Source organism: Polaribacter sp. OB-PA-B3 (assembly GCF_054589375.1).
Genome location: NZ_BAAIIX010000007.1, coordinates 1 through 14,907, shown reverse-complemented (window position 1 = coordinate 14,907; position 14,907 = coordinate 1). Strand labels below are relative to the sequence as shown.

General features: G+C 30.4%; 15 protein-coding genes. 10 read left to right on the top strand and 5 right to left on the bottom strand.

The annotated features are described in order from the left end of the window. Window positions 1–34 precede the first annotated feature (34 nt). Window positions 35–1,660: an L-glutamate gamma-semialdehyde dehydrogenase gene (gene pruA, locus ACYPV9_RS12270; protein WP_459744118.1), complete on the bottom strand. Its 1,626-nt coding sequence runs from the start codon at window positions 1,658–1,660 to the stop codon at window positions 35–37. Between the two features lie 156 nt (window positions 1,661–1,816). On the opposite strand from pruA, the gene ACYPV9_RS12265 reads away from it, so the two are divergent. Continuing rightward, entirely contained in the window at window positions 1,817–2,497 is a 681-nt protein-coding gene (locus tag ACYPV9_RS12265; RefSeq protein ID WP_299063503.1) for an NRDE family protein, read from the top strand. On the opposite strand, the gene ACYPV9_RS12260 is transcribed toward ACYPV9_RS12265, so the two are convergent. From ACYPV9_RS12260 to ACYPV9_RS12250, 3 genes are all read right to left on the bottom strand, one after another. After that, on the bottom strand, window positions 2,494–3,465 hold the full coding sequence (locus ACYPV9_RS12260; RefSeq protein WP_299063508.1) for a DUF3667 domain-containing protein: 972 nt from the start codon (window positions 3,463–3,465) through the stop codon (window positions 2,494–2,496). The genes ACYPV9_RS12265 and ACYPV9_RS12260 overlap by 4 nt on opposite strands. A 146-nt stretch (window positions 3,466–3,611) precedes the next feature. Then, a complete protein-coding gene (apaG, locus tag ACYPV9_RS12255; RefSeq protein WP_299063511.1) occupies window positions 3,612–3,998 on the bottom strand; it encodes a Co2+/Mg2+ efflux protein ApaG in 387 nt (128 codons plus the stop codon). A gap of 50 nt (window positions 3,999–4,048) precedes the next feature. Beyond that, complete coding sequence (locus tag ACYPV9_RS12250) at window positions 4,049–5,275, bottom strand: type IX secretion system plug protein (RefSeq protein WP_459744114.1); 1,227 nt, start codon at window positions 5,273–5,275, stop codon at window positions 4,049–4,051. Window positions 5,276–5,560: 285 nt separating this feature from the next. Between ACYPV9_RS12250 and ACYPV9_RS12245 the strand changes: the two genes are divergently transcribed. The 9 genes from ACYPV9_RS12245 to ACYPV9_RS12205 all read left to right on the top strand — a co-directional run bounded on the left by ACYPV9_RS12245 (window position 5,561) and on the right by ACYPV9_RS12205 (window position 13,437). Beyond that, window positions 5,561–6,910 (top strand): Na(+)-translocating NADH-quinone reductase subunit A, encoded by a 1,350-nt coding sequence (locus tag ACYPV9_RS12245; protein ID WP_459744112.1) that lies wholly within the window; start codon window positions 5,561–5,563, stop codon window positions 6,908–6,910. Window positions 6,911–6,914: 4 nt separating this feature from the next. Beyond that, window positions 6,915–8,126: an NADH:ubiquinone reductase (Na(+)-transporting) subunit B gene (locus ACYPV9_RS12240; RefSeq protein ID WP_459744110.1), complete on the top strand. Its 1,212-nt coding sequence runs from the start codon at window positions 6,915–6,917 to the stop codon at window positions 8,124–8,126. Between the two features lie 2 nt (window positions 8,127–8,128). Next, window positions 8,129–8,875 carry a Na(+)-translocating NADH-quinone reductase subunit C gene (locus ACYPV9_RS12235; protein ID WP_077811031.1) on the top strand — a complete coding sequence of 249 codons (747 nt, stop codon included), beginning with the start codon at window positions 8,129–8,131 and terminating at the stop codon, window positions 8,873–8,875. 3 nt (window positions 8,876–8,878) lie between these two features. Then, on the top strand, window positions 8,879–9,526 hold the full coding sequence (locus ACYPV9_RS12230) for an NADH:ubiquinone reductase (Na(+)-transporting) subunit D (protein WP_299063521.1): 648 nt from the start codon (window positions 8,879–8,881) through the stop codon (window positions 9,524–9,526). A gap of 27 nt (window positions 9,527–9,553) precedes the next feature. Further along, window positions 9,554–10,279, top strand: coding sequence for an NADH:ubiquinone reductase (Na(+)-transporting) subunit E (nqrE, locus tag ACYPV9_RS12225; protein ID WP_077811033.1), 726 nt, complete (start codon window positions 9,554–9,556; stop codon window positions 10,277–10,279). 4 nt (window positions 10,280–10,283) lie between these two features. After that, window positions 10,284–11,594, top strand: coding sequence for an NADH:ubiquinone reductase (Na(+)-transporting) subunit F (nqrF, locus tag ACYPV9_RS12220; RefSeq protein ID WP_299063524.1), 1,311 nt, complete (start codon window positions 10,284–10,286; stop codon window positions 11,592–11,594). Window positions 11,595–11,678: 84 nt separating this feature from the next. After that, the gene (locus tag ACYPV9_RS12215; RefSeq protein ID WP_459744106.1) at window positions 11,679–12,470 is read left to right on the top strand and encodes an alpha/beta hydrolase; all 792 of its coding nucleotides are present in this window, start codon (window positions 11,679–11,681) and stop codon (window positions 12,468–12,470) included. 46 nt (window positions 12,471–12,516) lie between these two features. Beyond that, entirely contained in the window at window positions 12,517–12,966 is a 450-nt protein-coding gene (locus ACYPV9_RS12210) for a retropepsin-like aspartic protease (protein WP_299063528.1), read from the top strand. Between the two features lie 18 nt (window positions 12,967–12,984). Continuing rightward, window positions 12,985–13,437, top strand: coding sequence for a GatB/YqeY domain-containing protein (locus ACYPV9_RS12205; RefSeq protein ID WP_299063530.1), 453 nt, complete (start codon window positions 12,985–12,987; stop codon window positions 13,435–13,437). 69 nt (window positions 13,438–13,506) lie between these two features. On the opposite strand, the gene ACYPV9_RS12200 is transcribed toward ACYPV9_RS12205, so the two are convergent. Further along, a partial coding sequence (locus ACYPV9_RS12200) for a T9SS type A sorting domain-containing protein (protein ID WP_459744102.1) occupies window positions 13,507–14,907 on the bottom strand: 1,401 nt, incomplete at its 5' end.

Genomic DNA, 14,907 nt, shown 5'->3' with positions numbered 1-14,907 from the left:
ATTTGATGAGGCTTTTTTTTGTAATTAAAATATATTATCCTAGGAAAGGGTATTTGTAATCTGTAGGTGTAACAAATGTTTCTTTTATCAATCTAACAGAAGTCCAACGTAATAAGTTCTGAGCAGAACCAGCTTTGTCATTTGTTCCAGAAGCTCTTGCTCCTCCAAATGGTTGTTGTCCTACAACAGCACCTGTTGGTTTGTCGTTAATATAGAAGTTACCTGCAGCGTTTTCTAAAGCTTTCGATGCTTTTTCTACAATATATCTATCTGTAGATAAAATTGCACCAGTTAAAGCGTATTCTGTAGATTCGTCAACTAATTTTAAAGAAGCTTCCCATTCAGCATCTTCGTATAAATAAATTGTCATTACAGGTCCAAAAAGCTCTGTAGTCATAGTTGCAAATGTTGGTGATTTAGCTAATATAACAGTTGGTTCTATAAAGTATCCAACAGATTTATCGTAGTTACCACCAATAATTACTTCTGCATCTTTATCTTCTTTTGCAATATCTATATATTTTGCAATCTTATCGAAAGAACCTTCATGTATAACAGCATTTACAAAGTTACTTGGGTCTTCTGGAGTTCCCATTTTTAACTCAGAAATTTGTGCTTCTAAGTGTTTTTTAACATCGCCCCAAATAGAAGTAGGAATGTAAGCACGTGATGCTGCAGAACATTTCTGACCTTGATATTCAAATGCACCTCTTGTAATTGCGGTTGCAATTTGTAACGGATTTGCAGAATTATGTGCCCAAATAAAATCTTTACCACCAGTTTCACCTACAATTCTTGGATAGGTTTTGTAAGTATGAATGTTTGTACCAATTTGTTTCCATAGTTCTTTAAAAACAAAAGTAGAACCTGTAAAATGTAATCCAGAAAAATCTGGAGATTCTAAAACTGTATCAGAAATCATAACAGGGTCACCATAAACAACATTTATTACTCCATCTGGTAAACCAGCTTCTTTAAATAAATCTACAATTACTTGTGCAGAGTATGCTTGGTGATCAGAAGGTTTCCAAACAACAACATTACCCATTAAGGCAGCAGATGCTGGTAAGTTAGCAGCAATAGAAGTAAAATTAAAAGGAGAAATTGCATATACAAAACCTTCTAATGGTCTGTATTCTACTCTGTTCCAGATTCCTGGTGCAGATGCCGGCTGATCTTTAAAAATATCAGTCATGTATTCTACATTAAATCTAAAGAAATCTATCATTTCACATGCTGCATCAATTTCTGCTTGATGTACATTTTTAGATTGTGCAATCATTGTTGCGGCATTCATTTTTGCTCTGTAAGGACCAGCTAATAATTCAGCAGCCTTTAAGAAAATAGAAGCTCTTTCCATCCAAGAAACAGAAGACCAAGCTTCTCTTGCAGCTAAAGCTGTAGAAATAGCAGATTCTACATGAGATTTGTCTGCTGTATGATATTGACCAACTACATGTTTGTGGTCATGCGGAGGTGTAATGTTTTTCGTGTTACCAGTTCTAACTTCTTCTCCATTAATATGCATTGGCACATCAATATTGTCGTTAAACATGGTTTTGTAAGTTGCTAATAATTCTTCTCTTTCAGGAGAACCTGGTGCATAGCCTTTTACTGGTTCGTTTACTGCTTTTGGAACATTAAAAAATCCTCTTGCCATATTGTATGATTTTAAGTTTTAATCTACTAATTTTGAGTTTCAAAGTTACAATTTTTGTTTCAATAAATTAAGTCGATTTTTAATCTCTTTTATTGAGGATAATTTAACTTTTAATGATTAATGTAAAAATTTTAATAATTAAATTTAGATTATAGTATGTGTACAGTAACCTATCTTCCTTTAGGTAATAACGATTTTATTTTAACATCTAATAGAGACGAAACTCCTTTAAGAAAAACATTGCCTCCTAAAGATTATTTAGAAGATGGTGTGGTTTTAACCTATCCTAAAGATGAAGTTGCTGGCGGAACATGGATTGGTTTAAGTGATAAAAAACGATTGGTTTGTTTGTTAAATGGTGGTTTTACAATTCATAAAAGAAAAGATTCTTATAAGATGAGTAGAGGTGTAATCGTAAAAAAAATATTAACAGAGGCTAATGCTGTTTCTTTTATTAATGAATTTAATTTTGAAGGAATTGAACCTTTTACATTGATTCTTGTAGATTGGGAAAACAGTTTAAAAACTTTTGAATTGGTTTGGGATGGTGAACAAAAACATTTTACAGAATTAAAACAAGAACCTAAAATTTGGTCTTCTTCAACATTGTATACCAATGAAATGAAAACCCAAAGACAAATTTGGTTTTCTAAATGGTTAACTATAAATACTGAATTTGAACAGGATAATATTCTTCAATTTCATCAAAATGAAACTATAGGTACTGCAGATATGTCTTTAAAAATGAAACGTGATATTGTTGAAACAGTAAGTGTAACTTCAGTAAAAAAAGAAAGTTCTTCTGTAAATATGTTGTATTTAGATTTTGTAAATTAATAAATTGCAAAAGAGATTAAAGCAACTAAAATTACACCAAAAAGTGCCATAATCACGTAAACAAAATTCAATAGTAGAAATTTAAAGAATGTTTTGATGTAGCCTTGGGTGTAAAACTTTTTCATTGCTAAAAACAAGTAAGTTAAAAATATTAGTATAAAAATAGAAGCATTTTCTACCTTTATAAAAAAGCTTAAAATGTATACGATTGTTAGCAGCATAAAAAAGACAGTTTGTGTATGAAACACAAATATTAAATGGTCTACGTATGTATATTTTCTTCTAACATATAATAGTTTTAAAAAGAGTGTAAATAGCGGCAGGAAAATAAATAAAGAAATAGAGGTGTAAGATAGAGATTCGTTAACAAATTTATCATAACTATCATTGTCATCCATTACTTTATTCATCACTTTTACTCTTTGATATAAAAATCTATTTTTAAAGTTTTTATTATATTTTAGAGAATCTAGCGCATCATTTACATCTGTTTTTGGGTGCTTTTTTTGAAATTTCGAAAATTTTTCTATTCTAGTTCCATTTCCAAAACTAAAGTTTCTTTTTGTTGTTTTTTTCTTTTTTATAGTGTCATTTTCCTCTTTCTCTATGTCTTCAAGAATTTCTTTTTTTTGCTTTTTTGAAATCGGAATAATAGATTTATCTAATTCTTTTTCTACAATTTTAGTTATAGAATCTTTATCTATTTTGGTTGTGTTGTTTATTTTTTCGTTAATACTTAATTCTTTTTTTACATCAGCTTTAACTAAAGCTTGGTATTTCTTGTAATTTATTTTTAATCCTAAAATTAAAAATGAAATTATAGAAACTGTTATGTAAAATCTAAAAGGATTAGAATATCTACTTCTTTTACCTTCTTTGTAGTCTTTAGAAACTTTACCTGGGTTTGTAAGTAGCGGAATTAAGGTTTTCCAGAATTTGGCATCAAAATTAAAAATGCCATTAAACATTTCGTAAATAAAATTAACAAAGGTTATTTTATCTCCTTTATTTTCTTGTCCGCATTCTGGACAAAATTTTTCGTGACCGCTAAATGGATGCCCGCAATTTAAACAAGCAGGATCTTGAATTTTTGCTATTTTATTCTTTTTTTTAGTTAGTTTGATAAAGCTGTAGTTGTTAGTTGAAAAGTTGGAATAAACACTTTAAATTGCTCGTAGGTTTCTAAGTTAATCATGGTGTAAAAACCTTTCATTGCACCAATATTAGATTCTAAAAAACAACCAGATTTATAGGTATAATGATCGTTTGGTTCTAAAATTGGAGTTTGTCCAACAACACCTTCTCCGCTAACAATTTGAGTTTGATTTTGTGAATCAAAAATTTTCCAAAATCGATCTGTTAATTTTACCGTGTTTTCACTTTGGTTTTTAATCGATATGGTGTAAGAAAAAACATGATAAACCTTATTGTTTCTATAGCTAGAACCATTGTAGTTTGTTTTTACAGAAATTTTAATGCCTTTTGTTACTAATTCTATCATACATAGTAAAAGTAGTTTTTTTGATTTGTTTTTACAAATCAATTCACAAATTAGTTATTTTGATTAAAGTAGCCTTTACCAACGCCAATAACTCTATCATATAAACTGCCAACGGGTTTGTAATAAACTAAGACGGTGTATTCATTTTCTGTTTCAAAAAAACTACCGTTAATTTCATTGGTATTTAGAATGTTATCTTTACCTACAGATGCAAACGTATAGTTATAAAAACCTTGTTTTAATAGAATATTTGCTTTATAGGTGTTTGTTTTTGGGTCGAAATACATTCTGTTTTCATCAGAAATAGTAAAGTTATTAAAAGCGCCATAAATGTAAAGTTCCTTTTCTTTAAACATTTCTTCTACTTCTAATGTAAAGTGCATCAAAGCATAATCGGCTTCTGTATTGCTGTTATTTACTTCTAAATTTCTTACTAGAAATTGGCCATTAATATCTGGATTGTAGCTGTATTGTCTATATTTATTATAAGTAAAAGGATAAACGTAGTGATGGTAAATGTCTTCTCTTAATACTTTTACAATATTTAAACTTGTGTTTCTTATTAATTTACTGTCGAAGTTTAGGTATTCATTTCCGCCCCAAAAATTTGTTTTGTTTGTATACGTGTATAATAATTGATTTGGCTTAAAAAAAGTTGGTGTTAAATTGCTAATTGTTTCTTTCCAATTGTTATTTTTTAAAATAGTAACATTAATTTCTTGATTAGGATTGTTAACTCTCAATCCTTTATAATTTACTGAAAATTGAACAGTTTGCTGTGTGTTTAACGTCTTTGTATTTCTGCTTCTAACAACAGAAACTGGTACAACTGCTTTGTCTTCGTACAATACAAATCTTCTAGAAAATACAACTTCATCATAGGTGTTTAAAACTGATATTAAGTAATTGCCACTTTTTGTTATTGTTGTATTTGCGTTGGGTATTTGCACTTTATAATGCGTGTAATTCTGTAAAGTATTAAAGGAATTAGTTACGTCTATAATTGTATTTTGGTCAAATCCGTTAATAAATTGGCTAGAAAGTAGTCGGCTTTTTTTCCAATCATGTGTTTTACGTTCTATTTTATATTGATATTCTTTGCTGTCTGCGTCTAAATCATCAAAAGAAAGTTCTAGAGTAGTGCCCAGAGGTACAATTGCAACAAAATTATTTTCTTGCAACGGTCTTAATTGCACAGTTTTAATGTTTTGCGCATAGAAACACGTATAAAAAAATAAAAATATAAAGGTTAATTTCTTAAGAACTAGGTTTGCCATAGGTTTTCAAAAATACTATTTTTTTTGTATTAAAATTAAGTGCAAAGACTATACCTTTTTTATTAAAATTGCAAAATTAATAAGAATAATTACCCAAATAATCATTTTAATTGTGATGTTTCTATTTTTAAGAAAAAAACTACAACGTTTTCAGAAATAAAATTATTTAGAATAAATATAAATAAGAATATTTAGCCAAGATTAAGCCGTTTTTATGTGAATCTTCATCGTCAAAATCTTTATTTTTGCTTGATTTTTTTAGATAACTAAACATTCCAATTTACTATGTCAAAAGACATTCGTATTAAAAAAGGCTTAGATATTAAGCTTGTTGGCGTTGCAGAAAAAAATACTACTAAGGTTTCTCAAAGTAGTGTTTATGCAGTTAAGCCAGAAGATTTTCACGGAATAATACCAAAACTTACTGCCAAAGAAGGTGCGGAGGTAAAAGCAGGAGAATCACTTTTTTATTCAAAAAGTGACGAACGCATTTTATTTCCTAGTCCGGTTTCTGGTAAAGTAGTAGAGGTTGTACGTGGAGCAAGAAGAAAAGTTTTAGCAGTTAAGATTGCTGCAGATGCTACACAAGTATATAAAGAATTTGGTGCTAAAGACGCAGGCAATATGTCTGCAGATGAAGTAAAAGATTATTTATTTGCCTCTGGTTGTTGGCCATTTGTAAAACAACGTCCTTATGATATTGTTGCAAATCCTAACCAAGCACCAAAAGCCATATTTGTTTCTGCTTATGCAAGTGCGCCTTTAGCAGCAGATTTAGATTACACTCTTGCTGGTAAAGAAGCAGAATTACAAGCAGCTATAACTGCAGTTTCAAAATTAACAACTGGTAAAGTTCATGTATCTGTTGGTGCTAATTCAGTTTCTCCTTTATCAAAATTAACAGGTGTAGAGTTGCATAAGGTTTCAGGGCCTCATCCATCTGGTAATGTAGGTACTCAAATTGCAAAAATAGATCCTATTAACAAAGGTGAAGTTGTTTGGGTTATTACGCCTCAAGATTTAGTGATTATTGGTGAGTTATTCTTAACAGGAAAGTTAAACTTAGCAAGAACAGTTGCTTTAACAGGTTCTAAATTTAGCAAACCTCAATATGTAACAGCAATCGCTGGTGCATCTATAGCAGATTTAGTAGCTAACAATATAGAAAACGATAATACTAGGATTATTTCTGGAAACGTACTTACGGGGAAAGAAGTAAAATTAGATGAGTTTTTAGGATATTATGACAATCAAGTTACTGCAATTCCAGAAGGAGATGATTATGAGTTTTTTGGATGGAATAAGCCAATTTTCAACAAAATATCTACTTCTAGAGCATTAACTTTTTCTTGGTTAAACCCTAAGAAAAAATACGATCTTAACACCAATACTAACGGTGAGCACAGAGCCTTTGTAGTTACAGGTTCTTATGAGCAAGTTTTTCCTTTAGATATTTATCCAATGCAATTATTAAAAGCATTTATGTATAAAGATTTAGATGAAATGGAAGCTTTAGGAGGTTACGAAGTAGCGCCAGAAGATTTTGCACTAACAGAATTTATTTGTGTATCTAAACAGCCGCATCAGAAGATAATTCGTGAAGGTTTAGATTTAATGAGAGAAGAATTAGGATAAGGTTATGAGCTTAAAACAAAACTTACATAATTTAAAAGTAAAATATAAAGGAACAAAAATGGCTCCTGCGTTTAACGCAATCCATACCTTTTTATATTTACCAAATGAGGTTACTCACGGAGGAACTCATATTAAAGCAGCAGATGATTTAAAGCGTACAATGAATATTGTAATTATGTCTTTAATACCATGTTTGCTTTTCGGAATGTTCAATGCAGGTTATCAGCATTATGCAGCAATAGAAAGAGCTCAAGGTATTACATCAGAATTTACTGTGTTAGGTTCTTTTTTAACTTGGGATAATCTATGGATAGGTATTATTAAAGTATTACCATTAGTAATCGTTTCTTACGGAGTTGGTCTATTAGTAGAATTTATTTTTGCTGTAATTAAAGGTCATGAAGTAGAAGAAGGATACTTAGTAACTGGTATGTTGGTGCCATTAATTGTGCCAATTGACACGCCTTTATGGATGTTAGCAGTTGCTGTTGTCTTTGGTGTAGTAATTGGTAAAGAAGTTTTTGGAGGTACAGGTATGAATATCTTAAATCCAGCTTTAACTATTAGAGCATTCTTATTCTTTGCATATCCTACTTGGATGTCTGGAGATAAAGTTTGGGTTCATGATGCAGTTAATAGAGTAGGTACTGCAGATGCAATTTCTGGAGAAACTATTTTAGGTAGTTACGCACAAAATCAAGAAGTAATTTACTCTACTTGGGACAAGTTTGCAGGGTTTATTCCTGGTTCTGTAGGAGAAACATCAACATTATTAATCCTTTTAGGAGCAGCTTTTTTAATTTTTACTAAAATAGGAAGCTGGAGAATTATAGTTTCTACTTTTATAGGAGCAGCAGTAATGGGATTAATTTTTAATCAAATCGTTGCAGCAGAAATTATTACAGATTCTAGTAAATTCTACGGATTAATGAATACTGTTTGGTGGGAACACTTAATGATTGGTGGTTTAGCATTTGGAGCTGTATTTATGGCAACAGATCCTGTAACTGCATCGCAAACAAATAAAGGTAAATGGATTTATGGTTTCTTAATTGGTTTTATTTCAATTATGATTCGTGTATTTAACCCAGCTTACCCAGAAGGAGTATTCTTAGCAATCTTATTAATGAATGTATTTGCTCCAACAATAGACCATTATGTGGTTCAAGGAAACGTAAAAAGAAGATTAAAACGTACTAAAGTTAAAACTGCCTAATTATGAGTAAGAGAACAGATAGTAATGGTTATACAATGGTTTTTGCCGTAGTAATGGTATTAATTGTTGGTTCTTTGTTAGCCTTTTTAGCATCGTCTTTAAAGCCTACAATCAAAGAAAACGAAAGAATAGAAAAGCAACAAAATATTTTGTATGCTATGGGTGTTAACGAAAATGATGAATCTAGTGCAAACTTTGTATCTACATCGATCGCAGGAGAAGAGTTTTCTAAATACATTAAAAAACAAATCGTAATCGAAGGAGACAAGGTTTCTGAAAGTGATGATGCCTATTTAATTGATGTTAAAAAGCAACAAGCAAACGCTAAGGCAGGTAAAGTAAGAAAGTTACCTTTGTTTGTTGGAGAAAAAGATGGTAAAACATACTACGTGGCTCCTATTAGAGGAAAAGGTTTATGGGATGCTATTTGGGGTTATGTTTCTATGGATGAAAACATGATAGTTCAAGGTGCTTATTTTGATCATAAAGGAGAAACACCTGGTTTAGGAGCAAATATCAAACAGCGTTATTTTATGGACGACTTTATTGGCGAGCATTTAATGACAGAGTCTGGAGCTTTTAAAGGTATTACTGTTGCCAAAGGAAACAACGATCCAAAAAACGAAGACAAAACAGATTATGAAGTAGATGCAATTGCTGGTGCAACAATTACTGGTGATGGTATTTCTGCTATGATAAAGAAAGATTTAGCACTTTATGTGCCTTATTTCAAAAACTTAAAAAAATAATTTATGGGACTTTTATCAAAAAAAGACGCAGTATTACTTACAGACCCATTAGCAGATAATAACCCAATTACTATACAAGTATTAGGTATTTGTTCTGCATTAGCAATTACAGCAGAGTTAAAAGCATCTATTGTAATGGCAATTTCTGTAATGTTTGTATTAGGTTTAGGAAACGTAGTGATCTCTTTAATGAGAAACATTATACCATCAAAAATTAGAATTATTGTTCAATTAATTGTAGTTGCAACCCTTGTAATTATAGTAGATTTAGTTTTAAAAGCTTTTGCTTACGAACTAAGTAAAACATTATCTGTATTTGTTGGATTGATTATTACAAACTGTATTATTATGGGACGTTTTGAAGCTTTCGCTTTAGGTAATGGCCCATGGAGGTCTTTCTTAGACGGTATTGGAAATGCAGTTGGTTACGGTGTAATATTAATAATTGTTGGTTTCTTTAGAGAATTATTAGGTTCTGGTACTTTGTTAGGATTTAAAGTTTTAGGAGATCCAATAGAGAAAACAGGATTGTATGCAATTGGTTATGAAAATAATGGTTTTATGCTATTATCACCAATGGCATTAATTGTTGTAGGTATTATTATCTGGATACAGCGTTCTAAAAATAAATCATTAATAGAAGAAAACTAGGCGCTAAGCGTTTAAATAATATAGAATATGGAACATATAGAATTATTTTTCAAATCGATATTTATAGACAACATGGTATTTGCAACATTCTTAGGAATGTGTTCTTACCTGGCTGTATCTAAAAAAGTAGCCACAGCAGTTGGTCTTGGTGCTGCAGTAATTTTTGTACTTGCAGTAACTGTACCTTTAAACTGGTTACTAGATCAATATATTTTAAAAGAAGGAGCATTAGTATGGTTAGGTCCAGAATATGCAGCTTACGACTTAAGTTTCTTATCTTTTATTATGTTTATTGCAACAATTGCAACAATGGTACAATTGGTAGAAATTATTGTTGAAAAATTTTCACCATCATTATACAACTCATTAGGTATTTTCTTACCATTAATTGCTGTAAACTGTGCAATCTTAGGAGGAAGTTTATTTATGCAATCTAGAGAGATTCCTACGTTAGGTTTAGCGTTAACTTATGGTGTAGGTTCAGGAATTGGTTGGTTTTTAGCAATTTTAGCTATTGCTGCAATTCGTGAAAAAATTAGATACTCTAGTGTACCACCTGCTTTAAGAGGATTAGGAATTACATTTATAATTACTGGTTTAATGGCAATTGGATTTATGAGTTTCGGAGGAATGTTAACTGGTGGTGATGAGAAGAAAGAAGGAGAGCCAGTAGAAGAGGCTAAAGTGCAAAAAGAAGAGAAAATTAAAGAGGCTAAAGAAATTGTAGCTGAAAATACAAATATAAACCAATAGTAGCATGATATTAGCAGCAGGTACAACAGGAACCATAATTGCAACAGTAGCAGCTTTTTTACTATTAACACTGGTATTAGTAGCATTATTACTATTTGTAAAACAAAAATTATCGCCATCAGGTCCTGTAAAGATTATGATCAATGGCGAGAGAGAAATTGAAGTAGCATCTGGAGATTCTTTATTATCTACATTAGGTAGTAACAAAATCTTTTTACCATCTGCTTGTGGTGGTGGTGGAACATGTATTCAGTGTGAATGTCATGTGAATTCTGGTGGTGGAGAAGCTTTACCAACAGAGTTGCCTCATTTTTCTAGAAAAGAATTAAAAGAAGGTGCTCGTTTAGCTTGTCAAGTTAAAGTGAAACAAGACATGAATATTTCTATTCCGGAGGAAATTTTCGGAATCAAGAAATGGGACGCAGTGGTTGTAAGGAATTATAATGTGGCATCCTTTATTAAAGAATTTGTAGTAGAGATTCCAGAGGATATGGATTACAAAGCAGGAGGATATATTCAAATAGAGATTCCACCTTGTGAAGTAAATTATTCTGATATGGATATTACAGCACACCCAGAAGAGCATCCAAGACCAGATATGTTTGAAGCTGAATGGGATAAGTTTAAATTACGTCCTTTGGTTATGAAAAACACAGAAACTGTAGAAAGAGCATATTCTATGGCTTCTTACCCTGCAGAAGGTAGAGAAATTATGTTAAATGTACGTATTGCAACACCTCCTTTCGATAGAGCTAAAGGTGGATGGATGGATGTAAATCCGGGAGTTGCATCATCATATATTTTCAATTTAAAGAAAGGAGATAAATGTGTTATTTCTGGACCTTATGGAGAATTTTTTATTAACGAATCTGATGCAGAAATGTTATATGTAGGTGGTGGAGCAGGTATGGCGCCAATGCGTTCTCATTTGTATCATCTATTTAGAACTTTAAAAACAGGTAGAAAAGTAACATATTGGTATGGTGGTCGTTCTAAGGCAGAACTATTTTATATTGATCACTTTAGAGCTCTTGAAAAAGATTTTCCAAACTTTAAATTTTATATTGCTTTATCAGACCCTTTAGAGTCGGATAATTGGAAAATTAAAAAAGATATTAATGATGAATCTGGAGATGGTTTTGTAGGATTTATACATAATTGTGTTATTGATAATTATTTAAATCATCATGAAGCTCCAGAAGATTTAGAATTATATTTCTGTGGACCTCCATTAATGAACAAAGCAGTTCAGAAAATGGGAGAAGATTTTGGTCTTGCAGATGAAAATATTCGTTTTGACGATTTTGGTGGATAGACTTCAATATAGAAATCCAAAAAACCGATACAAATTGTATCGGTTTTTTTATTGCCTTAATTTTGTAAAAACTATTTTCTATTTATGATTTTACTGTATTTTTCATTACCATTATTGATTATTTGTTATTTCATCTTTTTATATTTTTATCAAGAAAAATTTATATTTAAGAATGGTAATAAATTAGATAGGAATTATAATTTTCAATTTAAAAATTATTTTGAAGAAATTTTTATTAAAACACCTTATAGCAGTGAAATTAATGCAGTTCATTTTAAATTAAAAAAACCAAAAGGTGTAATCTTATTTTGTCACGGAAACAAGGGTAATTTATTAATTTGGGGAGAAAGAGTGCAATTTTTTCTAGATTACAATTATGAAGTTTTAGTTTTTGATTATAGAGGTTACGGTAAAAGCACTGGTGATTTTAATGAAAACGGAATGTATAAAGATGCCCTTTGTGTTTATAATCATTTACAAAATCAGTTTATAGAAAAACATATAGTTGTATACGGTTTTTCTTTAGGAGGAACCTTTGCAACTCATATAGCTAGACATTATAATCCGAAAGCTTTAATTTTAGAAGCTCCATTTTTTAATTTAGGTAAAGCAGTATACTATTATTCTAAATTTATACCGCGTTTTTTAGTTAAATATAAATTTAGAACAGATACAGACATTGTAAATGTTAAATCACCAATAATAATGTTTCATGGTAATAAAGATCTTACTACTTTTTATAAAGAGTCAATTGAGTTAATCAATTTAAATAAATCTAAGCAGAATAGTTATTTTATTATTGATGGTGGAACGCACCATAACATTAAAGATACTGATATTTATAAAGACAAAATGAAAGAAATTTTAATGGATTAATTTTATAATTGTTTTAAATCGTATTTTTGATTTCTGATATTATTTTATGAAGAGTTTAGAAAAAATACTAAAAAAAAAGAAATATATAAAGGTTAAATTGAAAACCTTAGCTACTAATCACTTAGAATTAAAAGCTAAAATAAATGGTGTTAAAGGCCGCTTTATATTGGATACAGGAGCATCTAATTCTTGTGTTGGTTTAAACGCGATATCTCATTTTAATTTAATAGCAGAAGAAAGTGAAACTAAAGCCGCAGGTGCTGGTGCCATTGATATGGAAACGCAATTATCAGAAAATAACAACTTAAAAGTAGGTAGCTGGCAAACGAATCAATTACATCTTGTTTTATTCGATTTATCACATGTTAACACAGCTCTAAAACAGCATAATGCTGATGAAGTTGATGGTATTATAGGTGCGGATATTTTACAGAAAGGAAAAGCGTTTATAGACTATAACAAAAAAGTTTTATATTTAAAAAAGACAAAAAAATAATAATTTAATAATGTAAATATGAGTTTGCAAAAAGAAGTAATGAATAAAATGAAAGAAGCTATGAAAGCAAAAGACACTGTTGCTTTACAAGCTTTAAGAGCGGTTAAATCTGCATTTTTATTAGCAAAAACAGAATCTGGTGTTCAAGAAGAATTATCAGAAGAACAAGAAATAAAAATTATTCAGAAGCAAGTAAAACAGCGCAAAGATAGTGCTGCTATTTTCGTGAAACAAGGTAGAGAAGATTTGGCAGCACCAGAACTTGCTGAATTAGCAGTATTAGAACAGTTTTTACCTGAAGCTTTATCTGAAGAAGAAATTGAAGGAGTAGTTATTGCTACTATAGATGATTTAAACGCCTCTGGGATGCAAGATATGGGAAAAGTTATGGCGGTTATGCAAGAAGAATTAGCAGGTCAAGCAGATGGTAAAATTATTTCTACATTAGTAAGAAAGCATTTGATGAAATAATATTTTTAAGAATAAAAAAAGCCCAAACTTTTAAAAGTTTGGGCTTTTTTGTTTTTATGTATTCTATAACTATTTGTTAAACAAAACCTTTTTACTGATAATACCTTTTTCAGTTTTAATGTTTACAATATATACTCCATTCGCTAGATTCTTAACTTTAAGTCTGTTTTCACTATCAGAAGAATCAATGTTCCAGCTGTTTGTTTTTTGACCTAAAAGGTTAAATAATACTACATTTTCGATGTTTAAATTGTTTTTATTATCAATTACTAATTCGTTAGTAGTTTTATCTAAGAACGTAGATATTAAATCATTAATAGGATTCTCTAGGTTTGTATCATCGATACTTAATACAGTATCTTGACTAAATACAATCGAGAATCTATCTAAATGCTCTCCTTTATCTAATTGTAAAACAACTTCATTATTTGTAATGTTGTATGTTTTGTTAGTCAATTTATCTTTTACAAAAATGGTATTGTTTACCTTTTTGATATCATCTAAATTTAAAATAACAGCACCTTTATAATCCATTACTATTTCAAAAGGAATCTCTAAAGAATTTGAAACACTTTGAATTCCTGCAATTACATATTTGTTATCACTATTTTCAAATTTCCAGTATACGTCAGTTACACCTAAATCGTTAATTGGGCTATCAAAACCTTTTTCATATTCAAAAGTATTGTTTGGGCTAAATGACACACCAATTTGTCTGTGTAAGGGCTCTCTATCTTCGCTAACAAAGTCCATTCCTATTTTCAACAAAGGCAATGTATTAAAGTCTCCGTTATCTTGTTCTACAACCTTTTTTCTTGCAGATTTAAAGAATACAGCATTCCCACTATCTTCTGTAACATACTGTCTTTGACTGTTGTTAAATACGATTGGTCCACCGTCAGAATCACCTCCAATAAAGAATCCTTGACCGATAGGAATGTAAGTTCCAGGAGTTTTAAACAAACTACTATCTGTTCCGGTAGAAGGCGCACAAGAAACATCTCCATCATCGTCACTCATCTCTATAGAGTTAATATCTATTATATTATTATCAATCGATTCAAATCTTATAGTAGACCCCACAATAACACAATCATTAATGGTAAATGTTTCATAACCAGATGTTGCAGGTAAATCATAAGTAGTAATTTCTATATTATCTTTAAGATAAACTAATCTTTTACCACTTGTTGATTTATAATTAATATTAATGATATCTGTTGCTCTTGTAATTCTATTAAATTCTAAAAATTCAATATTTGTATTTAGCCTTACAAGTTCTTTTTCTTGATCTATAATTGAAGAACCGTTAGTTGTCGCATTTTCAGCCTCTAATGTAATACTAAATGCTCCAACAGCAGGTTTACCTAAACTAGCTACAGCCATAGAAAGGTTAATTGTAGAGTAACCACCTACATAACCTTGATAATTATGTCCGCTAGTCTCAGAACTAGTGTTCTCTTCGCCAAC

Excerpts from the sequence above, each read along its gene's own strand:
- ACYPV9_RS12240 (WP_459744110.1), top strand. The coding sequence starts at position 6,915 with ATGAGCTTAAAACAAAACTTACATAATTTAAAAGTAAAATATAAAGGA.
- ACYPV9_RS12235 (WP_077811031.1), top strand. The coding sequence starts at position 8,129 with ATGAGTAAGAGAACAGATAGTAATGGTTATACAATGGTTTTTGCCGTA.
- ACYPV9_RS12265 (WP_299063503.1), top strand. The coding sequence starts at position 1,817 with ATGTGTACAGTAACCTATCTTCCTTTAGGTAATAACGATTTTATTTTA.
- ACYPV9_RS12230 (WP_299063521.1), top strand. The coding sequence starts at position 8,879 with ATGGGACTTTTATCAAAAAAAGACGCAGTATTACTTACAGACCCATTA.
- ACYPV9_RS12245 (WP_459744112.1), top strand. The coding sequence starts at position 5,561 with ATGTCAAAAGACATTCGTATTAAAAAAGGCTTAGATATTAAGCTTGTT.
- pruA (WP_459744118.1), bottom strand. The coding sequence starts at position 1,660 with ATGGCAAGAGGATTTTTTAATGTTCCAAAAGCAGTAAACGAACCAGTA.
- nqrE (WP_077811033.1), top strand. The coding sequence starts at position 9,554 with ATGGAACATATAGAATTATTTTTCAAATCGATATTTATAGACAACATG.
- ACYPV9_RS12205 (WP_299063530.1), top strand. The coding sequence starts at position 12,985 with ATGAGTTTGCAAAAAGAAGTAATGAATAAAATGAAAGAAGCTATGAAA.
- nqrF (WP_299063524.1), top strand. The coding sequence starts at position 10,284 with ATGATATTAGCAGCAGGTACAACAGGAACCATAATTGCAACAGTAGCA.
- ACYPV9_RS12260 (WP_299063508.1), bottom strand. The coding sequence starts at position 3,465 with ATGTTTAATGGCATTTTTAATTTTGATGCCAAATTCTGGAAAACCTTA.
- ACYPV9_RS12250 (WP_459744114.1), bottom strand. The coding sequence starts at position 5,275 with ATGGCAAACCTAGTTCTTAAGAAATTAACCTTTATATTTTTATTTTTT.
- ACYPV9_RS12210 (WP_299063528.1), top strand. The coding sequence starts at position 12,517 with ATGAAGAGTTTAGAAAAAATACTAAAAAAAAAGAAATATATAAAGGTT.
- apaG (WP_299063511.1), bottom strand. The coding sequence starts at position 3,998 with ATGATAGAATTAGTAACAAAAGGCATTAAAATTTCTGTAAAAACAAAC.
- ACYPV9_RS12215 (WP_459744106.1), top strand. The coding sequence starts at position 11,679 with ATGATTTTACTGTATTTTTCATTACCATTATTGATTATTTGTTATTTC.